Below are 24,685 nucleotides of genomic sequence, written 5' to 3'. Positions count from 1 at the left end.
ACCACGAAAGGCGTCGGGTGGGGCGGGCGAGCGGATCGATCGATCCTGGCCTCGCCGGCGGTCCCAGAGGGAAACGGACGGCCGCATGCAGACCCGGCAAGTGTACGCGGGTTTGGCGCGCTGCACAAAATTCACGTGGTGCGGTTGTGCTGCGGCTCAGTTGTTTCAGGTGTAACGGCTGTTGCAGCAGGTCGTACAATCGGCCGATCCGTCACTGCAGCAGGAAGGTCATGAAGCTAGGTTCCCTGAAGGAAGGCGGCCGCGACGGCAGCCTGATCGTGGTCTCCCGCGACCTGGGCAAGGCAGTCCGCGCCACCGGCATCGCGCCGACACTGCAGCGCGCGCTGGAGGACTGGAGCAATGTCGCGCCGCGTCTGAACGCCTTGTCGGCCTCGCTCAATGACGGCAGCGCCGACGGCGTGTTCGATCTGGATATGCAGGCCCTGGCCGCGCCGCTGCCGCGCGCCTACGAGTTCGTCGACGGCAGTGCCTACCTGCCGCACGTGGAGCGCGTACGCCGCGCGCGCAACGCCGAGGTGCCGGAGAGCTTCTACACCGACCCGCTGATGTACCAGGCCACCAGCGCCGGCTTCTACGGCCCGCGCGATGCCATCAAGGTGATCAGCGAAGAGCACGGCATCGACCTGGAAGCCGAGCTGGTGGTCATCACCGATGACGTGCCGATGGGCGCTTCGCCCGAGCAGGCGACTGGGCACATTCAGTTGGTCGGCCTGGTCAACGACGTCTCGCTGCGCAACCTGATCCCGGCCGAGCTCGCCAAGGGCTTCGGTTTTGTGCAATCCAAGCCGCGCTCGGCGCTGTCGCCGGTGTTCGTGACCCCGGACGAGCTGGGCGATGCCTGGCGCGACAGCAAGGTGCATCTTCCGTTGGTGACCCACGTCAACGGCACCTGGTTCGGTGCGCCGGAAGCCGGCAACGACATGCAGTTCGACTTCGCCCAGCTGATCGCCCATGCCGCCAAGACCCGCCCGTTGTCGGCCGGCACGATCGTCGGCTCGGGCACGATTGCCAACCAGGACACCAGCCTGGGTGCCTCGTGTTTTGCCGAACAGCGCGTGGTCGAGACCCTGCGCGACGGCAAGCCCAGCACGCCGTTCATGGCCTTCGGCGACGTGGTGCGGATCGAAATGTTCGCGGCCGACGGCGCCAGCATCTTCGGGGCCATCGAGCAGCGCGTCGAACGGCAGCCGCTGCCGTGAGCTGCGCTGCCGCGTCGCGTGACGTCGCCACCGGCGGCCGCGCATGAGCACGCCGCTGGAGCTGTTTTCGTACTGGCGCTCCAGTGCTGCCTATCGCGTGCGCATCGGCCTGCACCTGAAGGCGTTGGACTATCGTGCGCATCCGGTGCATCTGGTGCGCGGCGGTGGCGAACAGCATGCGCCGGCCTATGCGCAGCTCAATCCGCAGGAACTGGTACCCACGCTGCGGCATGGCCCGGTGGTGATCGCGCAATCGCTGGCGATCCTGGAGTATCTGGAAGATGCCTTCCCCGAGACGCCTCGTCTGCTACCGGCAGCGCCTGCCGAGCGCGCCCGTGTGCGTGCGCTGGCGCAGGTCATTGCCTGCGATGTGCATCCGCTCAACAACCTGCGCGTCATGCAGTTGCTGGAGCGCGAGTTCGCGCTGGATGCGGTGCAACGCCAGCACTGGACGCGGCACTGGATGGAGCGCGGCTTTGCCGCACTGGAACAGCAGCTGGCACGCGACCCGCTCACTGGCCGCTTCTGTCATGGCGATGTGCCAGGCCTGGCCGATGGGGTATTGATCCCGCAGCTCTACAACGCGCACCGGTTCGAGGTCGATCTGGGCCCGTATCCCACCCTGCAGCGCATCGAACAGGCCTGCCTGGCGTTACCGGCCTTCGACGCGGCACGGCCGGAGATGCAGGTTGATGCGGTGGCGTGAGGGCTGCGCATCGAGGCCCTCATCCGCCCTTCGGGCACCTTCTCCCGTGGTACGGGAGAAGGGAAAGCCGGGCGTCTGGCCCGAACCGGGCCGTTGCGATGCTGGATGAAGTTGCGACGCAAAGCCGTAGGGCTCAAAGCGCCAGCGCCAAGGCGCCGCACGCTCACTAGTGCACCTTCTCCCGTGGGACGGGAGAAGGGCAGGCCAGGCGTCTGGCTCGATCCGGGCCGTTGCGATGTTGGCGGATGTTGCGACGCTAACCCGTACGGTTCAAAGGCCAGCGCCAAGGCACCGCACGCTCACTGGTGTCCCTTCTCCCGCATGCGGGAGAAGGTGGCGCGCAGCGCCGGATGAGGGCGCCTGTCGCAGCGATATCGCGAACGAGGGGCTCGTCGCAGCGTCCGCCCTGACAGTGCAGGAGCCGGCAACCCGAGCGCCGCAATGACCGACCCTCGCTGCCAGACCGATCAGATGAACCCGTGACTGATCTTCGGCGAAGCCGCCGCTTCGTAATCCGCGTAAGGGTCGTGCTCGCCCGAGCCACCTTCCGACAGGCGGAATTTCAGCGCCAGGCCATCGCGTGAATCGGCGGCGCGCAGCGCCTCTTCCTGCTCGATCTCGCCGGTCTTGACCATCCGGAACAGGCATTGGTCGAAGGTCTGCATGCCTTCTTCCAGCGACTCCTCCATCGCCTGCTTGACCTCGTGCACCTGCCCGCGCCGGAGCAAGTCGCGGATCATCGGCGTGTTGAGCAGTACCTCGGTCGCCGGCCGGCGGCGTCCGTCCACGCCCTTGACCAGGCGCAGCGACACCACCGCGCGCAGATTCAGCGCCAGATTCATCAGCACGTTCTTGTGCGCGCTCTCGGGGAAGAAATTGAGGATGCGCTCGATGGTCTGGTCGGCATTGTTGGAGTGCAGCGTGGCCAGGCACAGGTGGCCGGTTTCGGCGAACGCGATGGCCGCCTCCATCGTCTCGGCATCCAGGATCTCGCCGATCAGGATCACGTCCGGCGCCTCGCGCATCGCGTTCTTCAGCGCGCTCTGGAAGGCGTGGGTGTCCAGGCCCACCTCGCGCTGGTTCACGATCGACATCTTGTGCTTGTGCAGATATTCGATCGGGTCCTCGATGGTGAGGATGTGCCCGGTGGTGGTGCTGTTGCGGTGGTCGATCATCGAGGCCAGCGAGGTCGACTTGCCCGAGCCGGTGGACCCCACCACCAGCACCAGCCCGCGCGGGGTCATGATGACGTCCTTGAGCACCTGCGGCAGGTTGAGCTCTTCGATGCTCGGGATGCGGCTGCGGATGGCGCGGATCACCATGCCCACTTCGCCGCGCTGCTTGAACACGTTGACGCGGAAGCGGCCCGCGTCGGGCAGGGCGATGGCCATGTTGAGCTCGAGCTCGCGCTCGAACTGCGGCACCTGGCCTTCGTCCATCAAGGAATAGGCGATTTTCTTGACCATTCCCGGCGGCAACCCCGTATTGCCGAGCGGGTAGAGCTTGCCTTCGATCTTGATGTACACCGGCGCGCCGGTGGTCAAGAACATGTCCGAGGCATTCTTTTCGGTCATCAGCTTCAGGAAGTAGCCGATATCCATGTGCAATGGTTCCCCAACAAACAGCAGCGTCTCGTTGCAAGTCCGCCGCAGGCTTCCGACAATGGCCGTGCTCGAGACTTCTCGCTACGGCTCCCCTAATGACGGCTAGCTTCGCATACTTGCGGCGATCCCTGTATGGCATCGCCTGTTTCATGGTTCTTTCCTCTCCGGCCGCCGCCCAGGTGGCACCGGAGCTCACCGCCGCCGAACAGGCGGTGCAACGCGCCACCCAGGCCGATGCCGACCAATACGCCCCGGATCTGGTGAACCTGGCCCGCCAGGAATTGATGCAGGCCCAGCAGGCGCAACTGGACAAGCGTCAGCGCAAGCAGGTGCCGCAGATCGCCCTGCGTGCTGCCGCCGACGCCGATCTGGCCAAGGCCCGCAGCGAGGAGGCGGTGGTCACCGCCCAGCTGGAACAGCGCAAGCGGGAAGTGGCGCAGTTGCAGAACAGCCTCAACACCGGGGAGGGTGGCCGATGAAACTGCGCCCACTGCTCTACATCGGTGTATTGAGCCTGGCCAGCTTGCCGCCGCTGGCGATGGCGGCCAAGGACGACCCGCAGGCCGACGCGCTCAACCGGCGCCTGGCCGCGCTGCAGAACGACCCGCAGACCAGCGACCTGGCCCGCTTCGAGCGGCTGCAGGCCCAGCAAAGCGTGGCCGCACTGGCCGAGGCCAAGCGCCGCGACCGCGACGAGCTGGTGTTCCTGGCCGACCGCCGGGTCGAAATTGCCGAGCTCACCGCCCGCACCGCACTGGCGCGGCGCGAGCTGGATCGGCTGGAAGGCACCCGTAATGATTTGCTGATCGAAGCCAGCCGCCGCGATGCCTCGCGCGCGCGCCAGGAGGCCGAGCGCTTGCGCGTGCAGGCGCAGATCCAGGCCGAAGAGGCCGAGCGCATGCGTCAGGCCGCCGAACAGGAGACCCTGGCCCGGCAGGATGCTGAGCTGGCCTTGACCAGCGTGGCCGGCAAACAGACCGCCAAGCTCAATGCGGCTCAGCAGAAGGCCGTGCAGCTGGCGCACGAGGAGGCCGAACTGGTGGCCGGGGCCAAGTTGCCGGCTGCCAAGTTCGATAGCCGTGGCGAAGTGTTTTCCCTGGGTAGCGGTGCCTTCGGTGGCAAGACGGCGTTGTCCGGTGATGCCGCCGGGCAGGCCAAGGCTCTGGCCGAATACCTGAACATCGGCAAGAAGGGCCGGGTCAGCATCGTCGGCTTCGACAACGACGCGGCCACGGCCAAGAAGCGTGCCGAGGTGGTACGCGATGCGTTGGTGGCCGGCGGGGTGGCTGCGTCGCGGTTGCAGGTCAGCGGCGCCAAGGGTGCCGCCAGCAAGACGCGGGCGGCCGAGGTCGTTGTTGCGCCCTGATGGCAAGTGGTTGGAAGTTAAGGTCTTTTAACTCCGGCATGACGCCCGGTTGAACCGCAGTCACTGATTGACGCCAAGAAGCGGCGGAGCGGCCCTTTCGGCCTTGAACCCCCTGCGCGACCGGCGTAGGGTCGTACTTCCAGGCAGCAACTCCGCTGCCTGGAAGTACGGAGGGCCGGGCCAGTGACGCAAGGGCACGCAGCGACGCAACGTGGTGGAAGAGCAGGTGGTCTCGCCAGTGCGTGTGCCGTTGTCACCTTTGCTACCGTGACTCGTGGGTCTTCCATCCCCAAGCAGCGCCCCGTGCCGCCCGCGGCCGGGGCGTTCTTGTTTTAAGTGAAGGAGGCAACGCCATGTTCGAAGGGCAACCGCAGACCGAAATCGACGCATTGATCAAGTCCGATCCCGAGTTCAAGCAGCTGTACCAACGCCACAAGCTCTTGAACAAGAAATGCATGGATGCCGAACTTGGGGTGCTCCCCATCGACGACGTGACCTTGGGCCAGATGAAACGCGAGAAGTTGCAGGCCAAAGAAAAGCTCACCCGGATGTACGACCAGCTCACGCACTGATCCTTCCCCACCGCTAGAACAAGTTCACCGTCGCGGGCGGTGGCGGCCTCCTCGTCGGCTTGCCACCGTCCGCGTCTTTATTTAGCCAGCACCGGTCGTTGCATGTTGCCAAGGGCGGTTGGGCACGCTTGTTCATCGGGGCGCGCAATCGCTTCACGCCTGAATGAGCATTCCCCGCCGGTTCGTCGGATAATGACCGGTCTAGCCCGCGCGGCGCAGCGACGATATCCCGATGGCGATTCATTCCTCCGTACTCGAACTGATTGGCAACACGCCGATCGTCAAGGCCCAGCGCCTGGACACCGGCGTCTGCGAGCTGTTCCTCAAGCTGGAGGCGAACAATCCCGGCGGATCGATCAAGGACCGCATCGGCCTGTCGATGATCGAGGCAGCTGAGCAGCGCGGCGACCTGAAGCCCGGCGCCACCCTGGTGGAAGGCACCGCCGGCAATACCGGCCTGGGTCTGGCCCTGGTGGCGCAGCAGAAGGGCTACCAGCTGATCCTGGTGGTGCCGGACAAGATGAGCCGCGAGAAGATCTTCAATCTCAAGGCCATGGGCGCCAACGTGGTGCTGACCCGCTCGGACGTGGCCAAGGGCCACCCGGAGTATTACCAGGACCTGGCCGCCAAGATCGCCGCCGAGACCCCAGGCGCCTACTTCATCAACCAGTTCGGCAATCCGGACAACCCGGCCGCGCACGAATTCGGCACCGGCCCGGAAATCCTGGCGCAGATGGACGGCCAGCTGGACGCGATCGTGTTCGGCTGCGGCAGCTCCGGCACCATGACCGGCCTGTCGCGCGCGTTCGCCAGCGCCTCGCCGCACACCGAACTGGTGCTGGCCGACCCGGTCGGCTCGATCCTGACCCAGTACATCGAAGAGGGCACGGTCAGCGAAAAGTCCGGCAGCTGGCTGGTCGAAGGCATCGGCGAGGACTTCCTGCCGGATATCTCCGACTTCACGCGCGTCAAGAAGGCCTATTCCATCAGCGATGCGGAGAGCTTCCATACCGCGCGCGAGCTGCTGGCCAAGGAGGGCATCCTCGGCGGCTCGTCCACCGGCACCCTGCTGGCCGCCGCGCTGAAGTACTGCCGCGAGCAGACCACGCCCAAGCGCGTGTTGGTATTCGTCTGTGACACCGGCAACAAGTACCTGTCGAAGATGTACAACGACTACTGGATGCTGGACAACGGCTTTTTGGAGCGCCCGCAGCACGGCGACCTGCGCGACCTGATCCTGCGCCCGTACAACAAGCGCGACACCGTCGTGGTAGGCCCGAAGGACCTGCTGACCACCGCGTACCAGCGCATGAAGCTATACGACGTCTCGCAGTTGCCGGTGATCGACGACGGCGAGCTGGTCGGCATCGTCGACGAGAGCGACGTGCTGCTGCATGTGTATGGCGACGAGGCGCGCTTCCGCGACCCGATTTCCACTGCCATGGTCAGCAAGCTCGATCGCCTGGATGTCGCGTCGCCGATCGAAGCGCTGCTGCCGGTGTTCGACCGCGGACAGGTTGCCATCGTCATGGACGGCAAGCAGTTCCTGGGCCTGATCACCCGTATCGACCTGCTCAACTACCTGCGCCGCCGCGTGCAGTGATCGCATGCAGTGATCAGCCAGCGCCGCGCGCCCGGATGAGACGCGCGGCACCGGCCATTCAGACCTGCTTGCTACAATCCGCCACTTTTTCCGGGAACCTCCATGTCCAATCGCACCACCAATAGCCGTGATGGCGAGCGCGCACTGTCGCTCGCGACGCTGGCGATCCATGGAGGGCAGTCGCCGGATCCCAGCACCGGGGCGGTGATGCCGCCGATCTATGCCACGTCCACCTATGCGCAGTCCAGCCCGGGCGAGCATCAGGGCTTCGAGTACTCGCGCACCCACAACCCCACGCGCTTTGCCTATGAGCGCTGTGTTGCATCGCTGGAAGGGGGCACGCGTGCATTCGCGTTCGCCTCCGGGATGGCCGCCACCTCCACGGTGATGGAACTGCTGGATGCCGGCAGCCACGTGGTGGCGATGGACGACCTGTACGGCGGCACCTTCCGCCTGTTCGAGCGCGTGCGCCGCCGCACCGCCGGCCTGGATTTCAGCTTCGTCGACCTGACCGACCCGGCCGCATTCGAAGCTGCGATCCGCCCCGACACCGAGATGGTGTGGATCGAAACCCCGACCAACCCGATGCTCAAGCTGGTCGATATCGCCGGCATCGCTGCGATCGCGCGCAAGCATGGCCTGCTGATCGTGGTCGACAACACCTTCGCCTCGCCGATGCTGCAACGCCCGCTCGGCCTGGGCGCCGACATCGTGGTGCACTCGGCCACCAAGTACCTCAACGGCCACTCGGACATGGTCGGCGGCATCGCGGTGGTCGGCGACAACGCCGAACTGGCCGAGCAACTGGCGTTTCTGCAGAACTCCATCGGCGGCGTGCAAGGCCCGTTCGACAGCTTCCTCGCGTTACGTGGATTGAAGACGTTGCCGCTGCGCATGCGCGCGCATTGCGAGAACGCCCTGGCGCTGGCGCAGTGGCTGGAGACGCATCCCGCGATCGAGAAGGTGATCTACCCCGGCCTGGCCTCGCACCCGCAGCACGCGCTCGCGAAAAGCCAGATGTCCGGCTTCGGCGGCATCGTCTCGATCGTCCTCAAGGGCGGCTTCGACGCGGCCAAGCGTTTCTGCGAGAAGACCGAACTGTTCACCCTGGCCGAATCGCTGGGTGGCGTGGAAAGCCTGGTCAACCATCCAGCCGTCATGACGCACGCCTCCATCCCCGTGGCCCGCCGCGACCAGCTTGGTATCAGCGATGCACTGGTAAGACTGAGTGTGGGGGTTGAGGATTTGAGGGATTTGCGTGGGGATTTGGAAATTGCACTGCAAGAGGGACGTTTTTGATGAGCCGGACTTTACTTGGTCGAGGACGCCTAACAAGGTTAGTACTCGGCCCTTTCGACGCACTTAGGGAGCGTCGGGATTTGACATTGGAATTATCCAAGCGCGAAATACTGGGTCGCTATCGCGGAGCAAGCTTTGGCCTACTCTGGTCGCTGATAAGTCCATTTCTGCTATTGATTGTTTATACGATTGCGTTTGGTTCCATCATGAAAAGCCGCTGGCCCCAGGTCGCCGAAGGCCAAGCGCACTTCTCATTGGTGCTGTTTGTTGGCTTGATCGTGCATGGCTTCTTTGCAGAATGTCTAAGCCGTTCACCATACTTGATTATGGGTAACCCGAATTTTGTCAAACGGGTCATATTCCCACTTGAAATTTTACCTTGGCCAATGGTCGCATCTGCACTTTTCCATGTGCTGATGAATACAGTTGTATTTGCGCTGCTCCGGTTAGCTATGGATGGCCAGATATCCTGGACAATTTTATTACTGCCGGTTGTACTGCTGCCACTGGTAGTACTGGGGCTGGGAGTGTCTTGGTTTCTAGCTTCGCTTGGAGTGTACTTCCGCGATATCACCCAGGTTACCGGTGTGCTTTCCACTGCGCTGTTGTTTCTGTCTTCGGCCATGATCCCAGAACAGGCGATCCCAGAGAGCTTTGAACTGGTTTTTAAGTTGAATCCGCTAACATTCATTATTGACCAGGCGCGCGAAGTAGCGCTTTGGGGGAATCCGCCAAATTTCATTGGTCTCGGAATTTATATGTGCATCGCGATAATTGTGTTCTATGCAGGCTTTGCATGGTTCAAGGCGACTCGTAGAGGATTCGCAGATGTCATCTGAGCCGATTATCCAAGTTCATAATATTGGCAAGATATTTCCTGTTTACCAAAAATCGCATCATCGATTGATGCAGATGCTGAGTCCGAATGAACGCAAGGCTCAGTGGTTTCGTGAGTTCCACGCGCTTGACGCGGTTAGTTTTAATGTGGGGAAGGGGGAAAGTGTAGGTATCGTCGGGCGTAATGGTTCCGGTAAATCGACTCTTTTGCAGATTATTTGCGGCACATTGGCACCCACGACGGGCACTGCGGTTGTAAATGGGCGGGTCGCCGCTCTGCTGGAGCTTGGGGCTGGCTTCAACCCAGAGTTCACCGGACGAGAGAATGTCTTCGTTTACGGCGCGGTCCTTGGTCTTTCGCGCAAAGAGATTGAAGAGCGCTTCCAGCACATTACGGAATTTGCTGATATCGGCGAATTCATCGATCAACCTGTAAAGACCTATTCCAGCGGTATGTTTGTCCGCCTAGCGTTCGCCGTGGCTATCAATGTCACCCCGGACGTTTTGGTTGTGGACGAGGCGCTCGCGGTAGGTGACGCGAAGTTCCAGTCGAAGTGCTTTGCAAGATTGCGCGAGTTGCGTGAGCAAGGTACGTCCATCCTGTTCGTATCTCATTCCACTGAACAAATTGTTACGCATTGTGATCGCGCGGTACTTCTAGATGGAGGCCGTTTGCTGATGGATGGCGCGCCCAAAAAAGTGGTGCACCACTATATGGACCTGCTCTTCGGAAAAAGTCGTCCGTTGCAGACCCCGGTAAAAATTGAAGGCAGCGGCGAGGTGGAAAGCCAGCATGGATTCTTGGCGGTGCCGCCAGCAGGGAGCGATCCATTTTCTGGTCATCCGAATTACAACCCCCATGAATATCGCTGGGGGGATCGAGCGGCCATCCTGCAAGATTTTTATCTGCAAGTTGGCGCCCAGCCGTTTCCCCAGGTCGTTTCTAGCGGCGAGGCCGGCTGTCTAAGTCTTGCCGTTCGTTTCGAACGAGAAGTAATGCGCCCGGTGCTTGGTCTTACCATCAAGAACACCGAGGGTGTGACTGTTTATGCGACCAACACCGAGATGCAAGAGATTGTCGAGATGGCGCAATTAGGCGCTGTGGGAAGCGTCATACGAATTGATGTCGACTTTGAATGTAGATTAGGGAGTGGCGATTACTTTGTTTCGGTTGGCGTTGCTAGTCGACAGGGCGATGATGTGATTCCTCACGATAGGCGCTACGATTCGATCCACTTCCAGGTCATTTCGGAAGGATTTGTCGGATTCAGTGACGTTGGAGCTGTGATTCGTCCTAAATTGGCCGTTCAACAAGGATTGGCAAGTTAATGTCTAACTCGTATGTGGGAATAGCAAGCGCATATATACTGTCTGAAGGAGTCTGGCTACCTAAAGATCAGGCAGAAGAGTTCGGCTATAGCGATGGTGATGAAGCTGAGCAGCGAGTAGCTGCTGCGATAGCTGGTTGCGACGACGTCTCATTGTTTTCGCGATCATTATCTGAGCACCAGATCGACTGGCCATCGCGCTATCACCTTAGTGCCAGCCGTGCGAACCTTTTGCGTCCTTTGGCAGATGTGCTAACTGGCCGTGTTCTGGAGGTCGGCTCAGGCTGTGGCGCTATTTCCCGCTACTTGGGTGAGCTCGGAACTAAACTGGTTGCGTTGGAAGGCAGCCAGCGCCGCGCGCGAATGACTGCGTCACGTTGTCGGGACTTGCCGAATGTGCAGGTGGTGAATGACGTCCTGGAGAACTTTTCGGCTGAAGATGCGTTTGACGCAGTGACGCTCATCGGCGTCCTTGAGTACTCGAGGATCTATGGCAAGGCTGCAGATCCCACAGCTACTTGGCTGCGTAAGGCGCACTCATTGCTGGCTGACGATGGTGTGTTGGTTGTCGCGATCGAAAACCAATTGGGCCTTAAGTATCTGGCTGGCATGCCTGAAGACCATGTTGGTAAAGCCATGTATGGCGTTTCGGATAACTATGGTGAAAAAACCGTAGTGACTTTTGGTCGGCTTGAGCTGACGAGAATGCTTCAAGACGCAGGTTTCGAGCACACTGAGTTCTTATTGCCATTTCCTGATTACAAGTTTCCTGGTGCGGTAGTTTTCCCAGCAGGTTACGACGGCTCTTACCCGCAGTTCGATCCAAGTTCTCTAGCCAGCCAGAGTGCATCGAGCGACCCACAGCTTCCCTATGCTCCACTGTTCGCATTGGAGCGTGCTTGGACGGTGATCGGTCGCAACGGTTTGCTGGCGGACATGTCCAATTCATTTCTGGTGGTAGCTCGTAAACGGGCTGCTTCAGTTTCCAACAGTGGACCTGTGCCCTTGGCACTGCACTTTGCTAGCGAACGCGTCCCGGTATTTTGCAAGCAGGTTCAATTTCAATCGGGCATAAGTGGTAACGAAATAGAAGTCGTCCGCAGTCGCCTCGCAGAAGATGACAATCTTGAGCGCTCGCGGCCCATCAGCATGCGGTTGCTACCGGAGCCATTTCTACACGGACGGATACACAGTCAGGCATTGGAAGCCATAGTAACTCGCGATGGTTGGACAGCTGCGGAGGTGGCCGAATGGTTGGGGCAATGGAAGGATGCCCTGCTACACGAGGTCGAAGTGGCAGGTGATTCCACGAGTGCTGGCATGCTTCCAGGCTGGGCTCTGGATGCTCTGCCGCGTAATCTAATGCAAATGGAAGACGGTGGTCACCAGTTTATCGATTTGGAATGGGTCTGGCACGGGGAGCTTGAGCTATCCTATTTGATTTATCGGGCCATCATTGGTTCATTTACCTCGTTGGTTGCAGTAGGCGCGCCCGAAGATATTTCTCATCTTCATCTCCCGACGCTGCTTCGCCTCCTGATGGATATGATGGGCGCGCCAGTTGGAGAGGGCGATGTCGAACGTTTCATCGATCTAGATGGCATGGTCACACGTTTGGTCTACGGGCGGGACAGTGGGTTAGGTCTGAAAAGTTTTTCAAATTTCAATTTACGATCGCTTCCTGATGTGGCAAGGATGTCAAGAGATTGGAATTCCTTGATGTCCGATACTGCGCAGCGAATTAGCGATATTAGTCGTCATTTTCAGGAAGGACTCAAGGAAGGCCAAGACGATGGGGACGCGCTTCGTCAAAGGCAAGCGCAACTGTTGGCCGAGCTGGCAATCAATGCTGAGAAAGAGCAGCTAAAGGATGCGGAGATTCGGCAGCATATGGCAGCCATGGAAGATGCGGAAAAACGGAGGGAAACGGAAGTGGAAGCATTACGTGAATCGTTAACTGAAAAGCTTCGCCTTAAGGAACTGGAGATCCAGGCCCTATTAGCGGCGAGCGCGGCACGTGAGCGATTGAAGGATGCTGAAATACAGGCTCTTGCCGGGAACGATCAACTCAAGGATGCTGAAATCCAGTCGTTGATAGAAGCGCGCGCTGAACGTAATCGTGCACTGGAAAGAAATAACACAATTCTAGAGAGAATGTTTCAGCTCGCTGAGCAAGCTCGAGAAACCGAAGTCAGGCTAGGGCGCGATTTGATTGAAACCAAGGATGCGCTTGGAATATATGAGCAATCGCTTCGCCTGGCGTCAGAGCGTGCAGCTGAGCTGGATCGGCTGCTGGCATCAACTAGTTGGCGAATTACCATGCCATTGCGAGTGCTCAGGAATATGCTTCGCCCACAATTCGTTAGGCAATCGGTTGGACGTAGCCTGCGCCGCGTTTATCGCGCGCTTCCTGTGTCGGAGGCGACGCGCCAATCAATCAAGTCCGCATCCTTCCGGCTGATGCCTAGTGTATTTGGAAGGACTAATGCTTACAGGAACTGGTTGGCCGCCCGCCAGCCTGATCAGCCACAAGAGATTGTGTTGTCTCCTGCGTCGGAGTCTGTTGAGGACGGCGGCGATTCTTTCTTGCATCGTTACACGCAAGCCATCCTGCAGCTGCCCAAACCGTCTGAAAGTGAGTATGTCGGTATTGCAGCTGGGATTGATCCCCGCGCAAACGCTGCGCGTGTCATTGCCTTCTATCTCCCGCAGTTTCATCCCTTTCCCGAGAATGACGCATGGTGGGGGCGCGGCTTCACCGAGTGGACGAATGTCAGCAAAGCAGTTCCGCAGTTCGTGGGGCATTATCAGCCCCATTTACCGGGTGAACTTGGCTTCTACGATTTGCGTCTGATCGATGTTATGCGCCGTCAGGCGGAGCTTGCAAAATTGTATGGCATTGAAGGCTTTTGCTTCCATTATTATTGGTTCGCTGGTAAGCGGCTTATGGAGCGCCCGCTCGATCAGCTACTCGCTTCTGATGTCGACCTGCCTTTCTGTATTTGCTGGGCGAACGAAAACTGGACCCGCCGCTGGGATGGCCTTGAGAACGATGTGCTCATCGCTCAGGATTACAGTGCTGAAGACGACCGTGCCTTTATCACAGAATTGGAGCCTCTGCTAAGGGATTCACGCTATATCCGTGTTGATGGGCGCCCATTAGTCATTCTTTATCGACCCTCGTTGCTGCCTGATGCTGGCGCAACGTTGGAACGTTGGCGGCAGCATTGCCGCGAAGTGGGAATCGGTGAGCTGTTCATCTGTATGGTGCAGTTCGATAAGCTTGATCCGCGTGAATACGGCTTTGACGCCGCGGTTGAATTTCCACCTCACAAAGTCGCGGCAGGTTTGTCTTCGATTAATCACGAGTTGGAGATCGTGAATCCTGCCTTCCAGGGTAATGTGGTTGATTATGCCGATGTCGTTAGTAGCGCCTTTGCCGAGGCAAAGCCGGAATACGACCTGATCCGAGGCGTTTTTCCTGGCTGGGATAATGACGCGCGCAAGCCGGGTAAAGGCTATACAGTCGCCCGTTCCACTCCGGAACGCTATCGCACTTGGCTAAGAGGAGCAATTGACTATGCCCGTCAGCACCCGGTGCGGGGAAATTCCCTAGTGTTTGTTAATGCCTGGAACGAGTGGGCTGAGGGCGCGCATCTGGAGCCGGATCGTCGCTACGGATATGCGTATTTGGAAGCGACTCGGCAGGCACTACGTCGTGTACCTATGCCGCGCACGCCGGAGCGGGTGGTGGTGATTATCCACGCCTTCTATCCAGAACTTCTTCCTGAGATGTTGGCGTCACTATCCGCGTGGACCGTACCATACCGTCTTGTAATCTCTACAGTCGCTCGCAATGTGCAGGATGTGAAGGCGCGACTTGCCGATGCGGGAATGGACGCCGAGGTGCAAGTTTACGAGAACCACGGACGTGACATTCTGCCTTTTCTGGAAACCCTAAAGACGCTGGACGCTTCCGAGTCACTGGTACTGAAGTTGCATACCAAGCGTTCGCTCCACCGTGAGGACGGCGAGTCATGGCGGCGAGACATGCTCGACAAGCTACTGGATCCCTATCTGGCCGCCCGCAACTTTGATGCATTCCGCCAGCAGCCAGAGCTGGGTCTCTCCGCGCCCGATGGGCATATTTTGCCGATGACGACCTACTGGGGCGCGAATGCTGATGCGGTGCATCGTCTGTCGCGACAGATGCATAGCGATCCTGTCGATCCTGCCATTGCAATGTTCGCTGCCGGTTCGATGTTCTACGCTCGTATAGAGGCAATCCAGCCAATTATTGATTTAGAGTTGACACGCGAAGATTTTGAACCTGAGGCCGGGCAGGTGGATGGGACGCTAGCGCACGCGATAGAACGCTGCTTTAGTATCGCGACATGTTCGTCGGGATATTACATTGCTTCCAGTAATACACCATTTACCGAAGCCTACGGCTCTTTCAAGACATACGCTTACGCCAAGCCGACCTTGCATAAATCCTAGACGTGGTCTGGGATTGGCCCATTCTTGATGTGAAGAATGGGCCAATTACGAGCCCGCTTCCCGAATAAGACTCAATTTGGATCCCGTCGCTAATAATGTCGGTTCAGGAAATTGCTAAGCGCAAGCTGACGACATCGTATCACTTGTCCTCTCATTTATATTCTAGATGTAACCGCATCGCGGCGTTCGATTCCAGAGCAAAGACAAAGAGGTGTTGTAAATCTGCACTTGATGATGCCATTTGGCTAACGGATTTCTGTTAAATGGCTGAGAGTGTGTGCTTTAATTCAGTTGCCATGCTGGGGTAGTATTAATTGCATGCCTCTGACGCATATACTCGAGAATTTACTACCCTGCAGGTCTCGCAGGGCAAAAATTTAGCACAGTCCTGATCTCACTTGCGTCAGGCTACGGCCGCGTATGAGCCGGTCGAGCTCGCGGGTCGGATCCTGGGCAGTGATTGTCGCTCCCCGCAATTCAGTACCAGCTGACATTAAAGGGCTGCGATTGGTGTTGATCGTGGAGCACAGCGGCCGTTAGTACGCCCAGGCGTCTTACGGTATCAGTTGCTTGTAGTAGTGGGCCAGCCACTGCGCGGTTCGCTCGCGAACTTCGCCCGGCGCGCGGAGGATGTGCATGTCAAGCTTGCCGCGCCGGTAGATGTCGTTTAAGCATTCGATGAAACCCTTCTGTATCGGACGTCCCGGCTCGATAAAATATAATGAGATATCTTGTGCTCGGCCCACTTGGCCAAGACCGGCATGAAGAAATTCTGGCCGGTCGTCTAAACAAAGCTTGTTCGGCTAGTCGCGGCAGTCGGTGATGCGTTCCTATTCCAAAATCTATGCTCGGGTAATGCTAATAACTGCGCAACTACCTCCTCATCACGATCAGAACGACGTCGATAATGTGCTGCCGAGCGAGCTAAGGCGTTCGCCGAACCGATCCGTCGGCAGAGCTCCAGCCATGCTGCTTACGAGCTTGGCAAGAGGCGGGCGCGTATGCGCAGGGCCTACAGTTCTTTGTGATGATATCGTTCACTGCATTGTTCTCAATCGCAAGGTCGGCATAAACCTCTTTGAGCTTGCCGTGCTCGGTCTACAGGTTGCAAGGCGTTGCACATTAGCGACCTCCATGTCGCCGTACTTGGACTTCCGGGCGTACTAGGTCGCCTCGAAAACGCCCAGCTCGTAATAAACATCTTTGACTTAGCGTCAGCTCCCGACTTGTTTCAACGTGGCGACGATCTGGCTTTTGGTGAACTTGCCTTTGCGCATCCTTATCTTTTCCTTGGGCTTAGTTTGCCCAGAAGCGTTTAAATGTGGCTGGATCAGTTTTACCAGATGCTGCGAACAAGAAAAAGTGAAGTCTTAATCTGGATGTATGTCGATCCCTCAGAAACGCAAAAATGGAAGCGCGGGCGCATCAATTTTCACTGAATGGCCCGTGTCGCAGACAGAATTTGTGTTGGTCCCTACTAAGATTCGGTATGTGCCGGGCTTTAAGTCCTGAGGGTCGATATACACATCAAAGCCGCTGTACATATAATTTTTATTCTTAAAAAAATCAGCTACATCAGGACGGTTGATGCGCCAATGCCCGGTGTCAAAACTATAGGCCTGCGCACCATCTGATAGTACTATTCGCAACTCCGACCAATTGAAATTTTTGAAGTTAAATTGTGTCGGCGTAGTCCAGCCCGCGAGTCTGATTGGAAGGCCAATGGAAGATGTTATGGGAAGCTGACCTGCAGGCCGCTCGTTGAACGTATCAAGCGCGCATTTTCCTGTATTTAACGTAAGGGTAGGAATTACCCTGCCTCTTGGGAAAATTGAGGTATTTGCCTTTTGGCGGAAGAGCATCAGCGCCGTAGATAACGGTCCGGTCGCTATCGAAACAAAATTAGGATTGGAAGCAGCAGGGGCGCTACAGTCTGCCTGAATTCTAGCAAAGTTGTCTTTCGGATCCGACGCTACATTGCAACGCTCCGCGATAGCCGGATAACGGCCCGATACGGCGAGGGCTCCAAGCAATGAGGTGGGTAGTGATTCAATTTGCGCATTATTCCGAAGGCTAGCGCCAAGGTGGACTGGATCAGGATAAGGCACATGACCATGTGGCTTGCCCTGGAATGCCTCGTCGTCGCCAGCAAGGAATTTTGCCGTGTTTAATGTCGACATACGAAGCCAGTAAGCTCGCTCCTCCAGTTTTGGCCATTGAATATAAGATTGGCAGAAGATACCGAGGACGACTGCTATGTAGCTACCGTAGGATATGCCGCGAGTTGATACACCACGTACTCCTGATCCGATAAGGCGTGAGGCAAAGTAAACAGTAGCTATGCTAGAGGGCAAGATGGTGTCTGTATAGCGTGAAGTAACTTCAGCTAAGTCATGTCCTCGGGAATAGGCTATTGCAACCGCATTTAGTATGCCGAGAGCATTGATGCCTAGAAAAAAATAGTCAGTTTGAGTCTGGCGATTGCGTCCGACTATCAACATCCAAAATGCAGCTGGAACAAATAAAGCTAATTGGCCGATTCCGGGCAAGAGTGGCCAGCTGCTTGTTATCAGTAATGCGGAAGCCGCTTCTGAGATATCCTGGGCCTTCAACTGTGCGTGGTACGCTGGGGAAGGGGTGATGATGAAGCCAGCGATTCCAAGCAGCGTGACAAATGCAGCAAGCATCGCGCCGCGATTGAGAAGATCACGTTGGTTAGCTCCGCGAGCAATCAATACTCCAGCGCAAGCAAATGCAGTGAGTACACCATTTGCCATGGATGCGAGAGAAGCCAGGATCAAGATAGTAAGAGCGATCGCTGTGCGGATTTTTATTGCACCGAATGATGAGACTGCAATTGCTATGAATGCAAGTAAGGTGTTTATGTAAAATTGGCTCTGAAAGCCTACTAATGTATTTTCCCAGCCAAATGGAAGTATTCCCATCAATGTTACAGCTACGGCCACGGAAATCGCCTGATTTTTATGGCTTTTAATTGATGTAATTAGTACGGGTATAGTGAGCGATATGCTGTAGATAAAGTTTGACGCGAAGGCTTCAACTTGATTATCCCATTGATGGCCGTTTAGCTCAAACAGGATAATGGTAAGCAATCGTGTCCAGAAGATTCGATGTTCGTTGTGAGGTGCAAACATTTGTGCCAGAGTCAGGGATCCACTCTCAAATGCACTGAAGATTGAATTTTCGCCACCCCATTGATCCCAGAAAGGAACAGAGCCGCCCGCGCTCATTAGCAAAAATAAGCGTGAGAGAAATATTGCTATGAACACAAGAGCACAGGATTTGCTGGTGAAACTAATAATGGCTCTTGGTTGTGGATTCATGGTGCGCACAGCTGACTCCATGGTGAATTTTATGCATTCGGTGGTTTGTTTCGATTATTTTTAATAACGATGCAGGCTTGCGCCTTACGTTGAGGCGCTCAAGAATTTCGTTTGAATTTCATTCGGAGTTAAGCTCCGATGCCATCTTCGACTAAATTATTTTTGTAGGGGGGTGGTAATGTCTATTTTAAATATTTTGATGATGAAAAAGAAAAGTGTTTGTGGCCTAAGTAACTAGTAATCACAGGCACAGCAACTCCAAAGGCGTGTGCTACGGTTTCGTTATGAAAGTTGATTTGAAGCGCAGGTAGCAACCAGCGGGAGAGCAACAAGCTGATCATGACCGTCTGCAATACCGCAGCCAAGTTGACAATAAGAAACCACGTCATCTGATGGCTGAGATCGTTCTGCGCTTTTTGGAAAACCAGTGCCTTGTTAAGTATGAAGGCAGTAATCATACCGAGGCAGTAAGCCAAAATGATTGCTGGGACGTAGGGCATCCAGCCACTGAAAATAACGCGAGAGCCGAAATTTACAGCTGCGGCTATGCCCCCGGCGACCAAAAAGAGCGAGAACTGTCGAGAGATCACCTTAGGGCCGTCCCTTCGTCCACGACATGAGCGAGCTTCGCGCCGACTGCAATGCTTTCGTTGATGGAACGGTCTTCGGGATAGTAGTAGGCGGTGTCTGCCATGAAAAACCCACGCAGTGGGGTCTTCATCGGCGGCAGCATGTCCTGGAATCCCGGCGGACAGATGGTTTGCGCGTACTCGTAACGGTGGCAATGGGTAGCGCGGATCCACTCCGGCTTGAAGCCCGGGTTGATCATCGGCAGGAAGCTGATGACCTCGTCGATCAGCTGCTGATTGCTCCACTGCCACTTCGGGTGGGTCTTGGGCATGTAGTAGGGGGCATAGACGATGTGCTCGCCGGGGCCCTTTCCCGGGTTGAGATTGCTGTACTCGATCAGGCCGGGGATGGCGATGCGGTCGTCGCTGATGTTCATCCAGAAGTTCTCGCTGACCGGCTTGGACAGCTTCAGGATCACGCAGGCAACAGGGATATTCTCGATCGCGGCGCCCTGGTCGGCGAAGGTCTTGGGCAGGCCGGGCACCATTGCAGGCACGTATTGGATTGGTGCCGTCGATACCACGCCGTCATAGGCATGATGGCCGTCGCGGGTGCGGATGCCCGTGACCTTGCCGTCGGCCGAGGTGACCTCTTCGATCGGTTGCGACAGCAGGATGCGTCCGCCCAGGCGCGTGACTTCCGCGGCCATGCGTTCCAGCAGCACGGCCGAACCGCCCTCCAGATAGCCCATGCTTTCGTTGAACAGATTGCGCCGCGACAGCGCAACGCGCTTGATGCGGGTACCGATCCACGACGCGGACAGGTCGTTCTGGTACTCAAAGAACTTCAGCGCAAAGGCCTTCTCCCACATCACCTTGTAGGCCTTGGGGCCGATCCAGCGGGTGATCCAGTCGCGCGCGTTTTCCTTGTCCAGCGCGGTCCAGTCGCTGATGCCCTTGGTGTGCATGACGTGCAGGGCGTAGCGGATCTTGTCGACCAACCCCAGGTGCGGGAAGCCGAGCAGGGCGAACGGCGTTCCCCACTTGTGCAGCTTGCCCTGGTAGTAATACCCCATCTTGGTATCCGTCCAGTGCAGGCGGTCGGACAGCTTCAGGTCCTCGAGCAGCTTGAACAGCGGAAAATCGGTCTTGCAGATGAAGTGGTAGTAGCGCTCGATGCGCAGGCCGTCGAAATCGAAGTCCGCGGACATGCCGCCGATGCGGTCGTCGCGTTCGTAGACGTCGACCTGGTGGCCCTTCTTCAACAGTTCCATGGCAGCCATCAGGCCCATGGGGCCGCTGCCGACGATCGCGAATGTACTCATGATTCTGGTCTCGTATGACGGTTCAGCGCTTGAGCACGATGTGGCTGTAGCGCGGGTCGGTATAGCTTTCGCGGATGGCGTCTTCGAACGGCGTCTGGCGTACGCCGAACACCGCTTCGGTATCGACGCCCTTGAAGTCGTCGCCGGCGCTCAGCGCCTTCAACTGGTCGGCGGTGAACGGCGGCTTGGAACTGAAGAGCGAATACACGCGCAGCAGGAAGGCGAAGAAGCCGATCGGGATATGCACGATCAGGGTGTGCAGTTTCTTGACCCGCTTGATCGTCTTGATGATGTCGACGTAGTCCACGCGCGTATCGCCGACGATGTCGTAAACCTCGCCGTCGGGCTCGCGTTCGATGCACTTGGCGATGCAACGGCAGAAGTCGCGCTCGTACAGCGGCTGGCGCATGAACCGACCATCGCCCGGAATCGGGAACACCGGCGTTTTGGCCATGAAGCGCGACAGCCAGCCCAGGTGCTTGGGGTCGAACCAGCCGAACATCAGGGTCGGACGCAGCACGCAGTGACGCAGGCCACTCGCGACCACCATCTCTTCCTGTGCGCGCTTGGTGTTGGTGTAGTCGTCCTTGGCCACCGAGTTCACCACCGAGGAGCTGATGTGCACCAGATACGGCACCTCCGCCGCGCGGCAGGCATCGAGCACGTGCGCGGTCGCAGTCAGATTGTTGCGGGTGAATAGGTCAGTGGTCTTGCCGGTGATCTGCGCGTGCAACTGGGCGACACAGGCTGCACCCCCGAACTCGCGTGCCCAGTCGCCGGGCTCGGCAAGGTCTGCCTGCACCACGCGCACGGCCGGGTGCAGCTCGCGCAGGATTTGCAGGTTGTGCGCGTGTTTGTCGATCGCTACCAACTGGGTGTAGCCCTGCTGTTCGAGTTCGACGATTAGGTTCTGGCCGACCAGGCCCGCGGCGCCGGTGATGACGATCTTGGCGTGTTTGTCCGTCATGTCAGAGCTTGATCCTGCGAAAAATGAATTCCGGGATGTTTTTGATTACCAGCATGATTACCCACCAGAAACCAGGCAGGTAAGCCACAGCGCGACGGCTGTCCACCGCGCTGAGTATCCCCTTGGCAATCTGATCCGGCTTCGCCCACAGTGCGCCCTTTTTGAAGGCCGCAGTCATGGGGGTGTCGACGAAGCCCGGCTTGATCGTGAGGACGTTGATACCTTGCGGGCGCAGGCGTTGTCCCAGGCCGCTCAAGTAGGCGGTCACGGCGGCCTTGGCACTGCCATAAAGGTAGTTGCTGGCTCGGCCGCGATCTCCCGCCACAGAAGAAATGACGGCCAGCGTGGCACCCGACGTCAGTCGCGGCACAATCGCTGCGCACAGCGCAATCGTGGAGGTGCCGTTGGTGGCGAATTCGCGCAGCGACAGTTCGACCGACGCGTCACACGCAGCCTGATCCGGCAGCGTGCCGTGTGCGATCAACGCGACATCGACACCGCCCAAGGCAGCCCAGGCTGCATCCAGAACTTCGCCATGATGCGCATTGTCGTTGACATCCAGCACGCCGATGCTGCTTCGCGCGCCGCGGGTGGTGAGGTCCGCCGCAATTGTTTCCAGGCGCGCGGCCTGCCGGCCGAGCAGGTGGATGGCCGCCCCGCGTGCGGCGTAGCGTCGGGCGGTTGCTTCGGCAATGGCCGAGGTGGCCCCAATAATAAGGACGCGTTGCATGTCTACTCCGTGACCCGGCGCCAGAAGCCGGAAGAAAAACGTGGGTCGAGATAGCTGCCGAACTCGCGCCAGCGGCCATAGGCACGCTGAAACGACTGCGCTGTCATACGTGCGTCCTTGGCAGGGTACAGAGCACCGCCGGCCTCGTCGACGATGCGGTCCAGTCGCTCAAGCAGGCGGAAGACGTCAGGACCGGTATTGGGAAAGTCCAGTGCCAACGTCGTCCCCGGCCTCGGGAAAGACAGCATGCCGATGGAGGGCGTGTTGCCGAATTCTTTCAGCACTGCCAGGAAAGAGCCGCTGCCGCTACGCGCGATCTCGGCAAGTAGCGCGTCGACCCCGTCCCGTGCGGCTGCAGGCGGTAATACACATTGATATTGCAGAAAGCCGGACGGGCCGTACATGCGGTTCCAGTCACGGATGCCGTCCAGCGGGTAGAAAAAGGGCAACAGGTGGCTGACGAAGCGTTTGCGCGGAGCGGGCTGGCGCCAGTAATAAAGCGTGTTGAAAGGCCGCAGAGATAACTTGTTTACCAACGAAACCGGTGGCGTGACAGGCATAGACAAGCCTGCGCCTGGCGTTGTCGGTCGCTCTTGGGCAAGTCCGGTGCAATGATCAGCGCGAGTAAAGTGCCCGCGTCCGCGTGACTTGCCGCTTGCCAGGCAATCGATCCAGGCCACGCTGTACTCGTGGCTGTCGGCAGATGCCGCCGACAACTCGAAGAACTCGTCGAGCGAGCCGAATCGAATGTTTTCTGCTTCCAGGGAGGGACTGCCGACACGGCGCAACTGAATGTCCGCCCAGGTGATCAGGCCGGTCAGGCCCAGCCCTCCCACCGTGGCCGCAAACCAGAGATCGGCGTCGTCCGGGGTGCACAGCCGCCGCTCGCCGTCACTACGCAGCAGCTCGAACGCCCGCACATGATGGCCAAAATTGCCGGTGCGATGGTGGTTCTTGCCATGCACGTCGTTGGCGATTGCACCGGCTACGGTGACGTAGCGCGTGCCGGGCGTCACGGGCAGAAACCAGCCTTGCGGCAACACCAGCTCGATGATGTCGGCAAGGGTGACGCCTGCCTCGCAGCGCAGGACGCCATTGCCCGGATCAAAGGCGATAAATCGATCGAGTCCGCGTGCGCACAGCAGTGCACCATCCGGGTTCAGGCAGCTGTCGCCATAACTGCGTCCATTGCCACGGGGCAGGGCAAAGCCATCAAATACCGGCAGGCTTGCCACGCGATCGTGGATAGGTAGCAGCGTCTGCTGTGCTTTGGGATAGCGTCCCCAGGACTGCCCCGCTGCCATCAGATGGCGCTCAGGGCGAACAACCCGCACAGCACGACGACGATCTGGCTCACGCGATCGGTGGCAGCGAACACGATCGGGTCGTCGTGCATCTCTCCGCGATGGGCGATGATCCAGACCCGGCTCACCCAATACAGCAGCACCGGACACACCAGCCAGAGCAACTTGGGATTGCGGTACAGCTCCACGCTCTCGGGACTGTTGATGTACAGCGCCATCACCATCACCGCGATGTAGCCAGCCGCCGCGCCCATGGATTGCAGCAGCGAGAGATCCTCCACCGAATAGGCGCGACCGCTGGCCCTGGTCTTGCCGCTGCTCAACATGGCATGCAGTTCGGTGTAGCGCTTGAGCAGGGCCAGCGACAGGAACATGAACATCGAAAAGGCCAGCAGCCAGAATGAGAGTTCGACGCCGATCGCCATGGCGCCGCCGATGATGCGCACGGTGTAGAGCGCTGCGAGCAGCACGACATCGATCATCACGATGCGCTTCAAGCGCAGCGAATACGCCAAGGTCATGACGTAGTAGGCAAGCAATACCAGGGTGAACTCGATGCTGCATGCCAGCGACAGCAGCAGCCCGGCGACGGTCAGCGCAGGGGCGACCAGCAGACCCTGCAAGAGAGGAAGCCGACCTGCCGCAAACGGGCGCTTTCGCTTGCGCGGGTGCTGGCGATCAGGCGTCAGGTCCAGCAGATCGTTGAGCACATAGACGCCGGAGGCGCATAGCCCGAACGCCACTAACGCAAGCGCGGACTGCAACACCGATTCCAGATCCAGGAAGCGGTGCGCGGTCAGCAAGGGAACGAATACCAGCAGATTCTTCAGCCACTGATGCAGGCGCAACGCCTTCAGCCATGCACGGGCACGCGGTGGTGCCGGCCAATGCGCATGCACCGTGGTGCGCTGCGCTGCGGCCCGGGCGAGCGTGGCGCCATTGTTGACGACCCAGGCGCCACCGGCCTTTTCCCACACGTGCAAATCCACACTGCCGTTGCCTGCGTAATCGAAATTGCCCTGACCAAAGACGTCGACCAGCACGTCCGCCTTGTTGCGACCAGACAGATTGCGTTTGCCATCACTGGCGATCACCTGCTCGAACAGGCCCAGATGGTCTGCAATAGGCTTCACCAAGAGTGCGTCGGACGCAGTACACAGCACGCGGGGGCGCTGTGTCGTGGCGCGCAGCAGCTCCAGCACCTGGTGGTTATAGGGCAGGGTCTCCGCAGGCAGGACGACGCGAGAGGCAAGTTCCCGCTTCAGCGCCGCCTTGCCACGCAACAGCCACAGCGGCAGCAGGAACAGGTACAGCGGATTTCGCGCCAGTAGGGCTAGCACCGATTCGTAGAGGATGTCGGAATTCAAAAGCGTGCCATCCAGATCCACGCAAAGGGCGCGTCCAGAAACCG

19 protein-coding genes are annotated in these 24,685 nt (G+C 58.6%); 10 read left to right on the top strand and 9 right to left on the bottom strand.

The features are described 5' to 3' along the window. The first annotated feature begins 230 nt into the window (after window positions 1-230). Window positions 231-1,220, top strand: coding sequence for a fumarylacetoacetate hydrolase family protein (locus ACCQ10_RS17355; protein ID WP_372361401.1), 990 nt, complete (start codon window positions 231-233; stop codon window positions 1,218-1,220). A 43-nt stretch (window positions 1,221-1,263) separates the two neighbouring features. Next, window positions 1,264-1,926, top strand: coding sequence for a maleylacetoacetate isomerase (gene maiA / locus ACCQ10_RS17350; RefSeq protein ID WP_372361400.1), 663 nt, complete (start codon window positions 1,264-1,266; stop codon window positions 1,924-1,926). A gap of 467 nt (window positions 1,927-2,393) precedes the next feature. Here maiA and ACCQ10_RS17345 read toward each other — a convergent pair whose 3' ends face one another. Beyond that, window positions 2,394-3,527 carry a PilT/PilU family type 4a pilus ATPase gene (locus ACCQ10_RS17345; RefSeq protein ID WP_039403605.1) on the bottom strand — a complete coding sequence of 378 codons (1,134 nt, stop codon included), beginning with the start codon at window positions 3,525-3,527 and terminating at the stop codon, window positions 2,394-2,396. A 98-nt stretch (window positions 3,528-3,625) separates the two neighbouring features. On the opposite strand from ACCQ10_RS17345, the gene ACCQ10_RS17340 reads away from it, so the two are divergent. From ACCQ10_RS17340 to ACCQ10_RS17305, 8 genes are all read left to right on the top strand, one after another. Then, window positions 3,626-4,009, top strand: coding sequence for a DUF4398 domain-containing protein (locus ACCQ10_RS17340; protein ID WP_166744243.1), 384 nt, complete (start codon window positions 3,626-3,628; stop codon window positions 4,007-4,009). Then, window positions 4,006-4,896: a hypothetical protein gene (locus ACCQ10_RS17335; RefSeq protein ID WP_372361399.1), complete on the top strand. Its 891-nt coding sequence runs from the start codon at window positions 4,006-4,008 to the stop codon at window positions 4,894-4,896. Before ACCQ10_RS17340 ends, ACCQ10_RS17335 begins: the two co-directional genes overlap by 4 nt. Window positions 4,897-5,249: 353 nt before the next feature. Next, a complete protein-coding gene (locus ACCQ10_RS17330) occupies window positions 5,250-5,468 on the top strand; it encodes an HP1242/YdcH family protein (RefSeq protein ID WP_005991804.1) in 219 nt (72 codons plus the stop codon). 232 nt (window positions 5,469-5,700) lie between these two features. Next, entirely contained in the window at window positions 5,701-7,071 is a 1,371-nt protein-coding gene (locus tag ACCQ10_RS17325) for a pyridoxal-phosphate dependent enzyme (RefSeq protein ID WP_039403582.1), read from the top strand. Window positions 7,072-7,173: 102 nt separating this feature from the next. Then, entirely contained in the window at window positions 7,174-8,370 is a 1,197-nt protein-coding gene (locus ACCQ10_RS17320; RefSeq protein ID WP_372361398.1) for a cystathionine gamma-synthase, read from the top strand. Then, window positions 8,370-9,209, top strand: coding sequence for an ABC transporter permease (locus ACCQ10_RS17315; RefSeq protein WP_372361397.1), 840 nt, complete (start codon window positions 8,370-8,372; stop codon window positions 9,207-9,209). Before ACCQ10_RS17320 ends, ACCQ10_RS17315 begins: the two co-directional genes overlap by 1 nt. Beyond that, a complete protein-coding gene (locus tag ACCQ10_RS17310) occupies window positions 9,199-10,536 on the top strand; it encodes an ABC transporter ATP-binding protein (protein WP_372361396.1) in 1,338 nt (445 codons plus the stop codon). The genes ACCQ10_RS17315 and ACCQ10_RS17310 overlap by 11 nt, the downstream gene beginning before the upstream one ends. Continuing rightward, complete coding sequence (locus ACCQ10_RS17305; protein ID WP_372361395.1) at window positions 10,536-15,035, top strand: glycoside hydrolase family 99-like domain-containing protein; 4,500 nt, start codon at window positions 10,536-10,538, stop codon at window positions 15,033-15,035. Before ACCQ10_RS17310 ends, ACCQ10_RS17305 begins: the two co-directional genes overlap by 1 nt. 554 nt (window positions 15,036-15,589) lie before the next feature. On the opposite strand, the gene ACCQ10_RS17300 is transcribed toward ACCQ10_RS17305, so the two are convergent. From ACCQ10_RS17300 to ACCQ10_RS17265, 8 genes are all read right to left on the bottom strand, one after another. After that, window positions 15,590-15,781, bottom strand: coding sequence for an integrase core domain-containing protein (locus ACCQ10_RS17300; protein ID WP_372361394.1), 192 nt, complete (start codon window positions 15,779-15,781; stop codon window positions 15,590-15,592). Window positions 15,782-16,429: 648 nt separating this feature from the next. Beyond that, window positions 16,430-18,388 (bottom strand): hypothetical protein, encoded by a 1,959-nt coding sequence (locus tag ACCQ10_RS17295; RefSeq protein ID WP_372361393.1) that lies wholly within the window; start codon window positions 18,386-18,388, stop codon window positions 16,430-16,432. 173 nt (window positions 18,389-18,561) lie between these two features. Beyond that, complete coding sequence (locus ACCQ10_RS17290) at window positions 18,562-18,969, bottom strand: GtrA family protein (protein ID WP_372361392.1); 408 nt, start codon at window positions 18,967-18,969, stop codon at window positions 18,562-18,564. Beyond that, entirely contained in the window at window positions 18,966-20,273 is a 1,308-nt protein-coding gene (locus ACCQ10_RS17285; protein ID WP_372361391.1) for an NAD(P)/FAD-dependent oxidoreductase, read from the bottom strand. The genes ACCQ10_RS17290 and ACCQ10_RS17285 overlap by 4 nt, the downstream gene beginning before the upstream one ends. A 22-nt stretch (window positions 20,274-20,295) precedes the next feature. Next, window positions 20,296-21,240, bottom strand: a complete 945-nt coding sequence (locus tag ACCQ10_RS17280) for an NAD-dependent epimerase/dehydratase family protein (RefSeq protein WP_372361390.1) — start codon at window positions 21,238-21,240, stop codon at window positions 20,296-20,298. A 1-nt stretch (window position 21,241) separates the two neighbouring features. Then, a complete protein-coding gene (locus tag ACCQ10_RS17275) occupies window positions 21,242-21,970 on the bottom strand; it encodes an SDR family oxidoreductase (protein ID WP_372361389.1) in 729 nt (242 codons plus the stop codon). A gap of 2 nt (window positions 21,971-21,972) precedes the next feature. Further along, the gene (locus ACCQ10_RS17270; protein WP_372361388.1) at window positions 21,973-23,274 is read right to left on the bottom strand and encodes an FAD-binding oxidoreductase; all 1,302 of its coding nucleotides are present in this window, start codon (window positions 23,272-23,274) and stop codon (window positions 21,973-21,975) included. Then, complete coding sequence (locus tag ACCQ10_RS17265) at window positions 23,274-24,662, bottom strand: UbiA family prenyltransferase (RefSeq protein WP_372363161.1); 1,389 nt, start codon at window positions 24,660-24,662, stop codon at window positions 23,274-23,276. Before ACCQ10_RS17265 ends, ACCQ10_RS17270 begins: the two co-directional genes overlap by 1 nt. Window positions 24,663-24,685: the final 23 nt, after the last annotated feature.

The sequence above is a fragment of the Xanthomonas sp. NCPPB 1325 genome, from assembly GCF_041477645.2.
Classification (GTDB): Bacteria; Pseudomonadota; Gammaproteobacteria; order Xanthomonadales; family Xanthomonadaceae; genus Xanthomonas; species Xanthomonas cannabis.
This window is presented reverse-complemented; position numbering and strand designations above follow the sequence as displayed.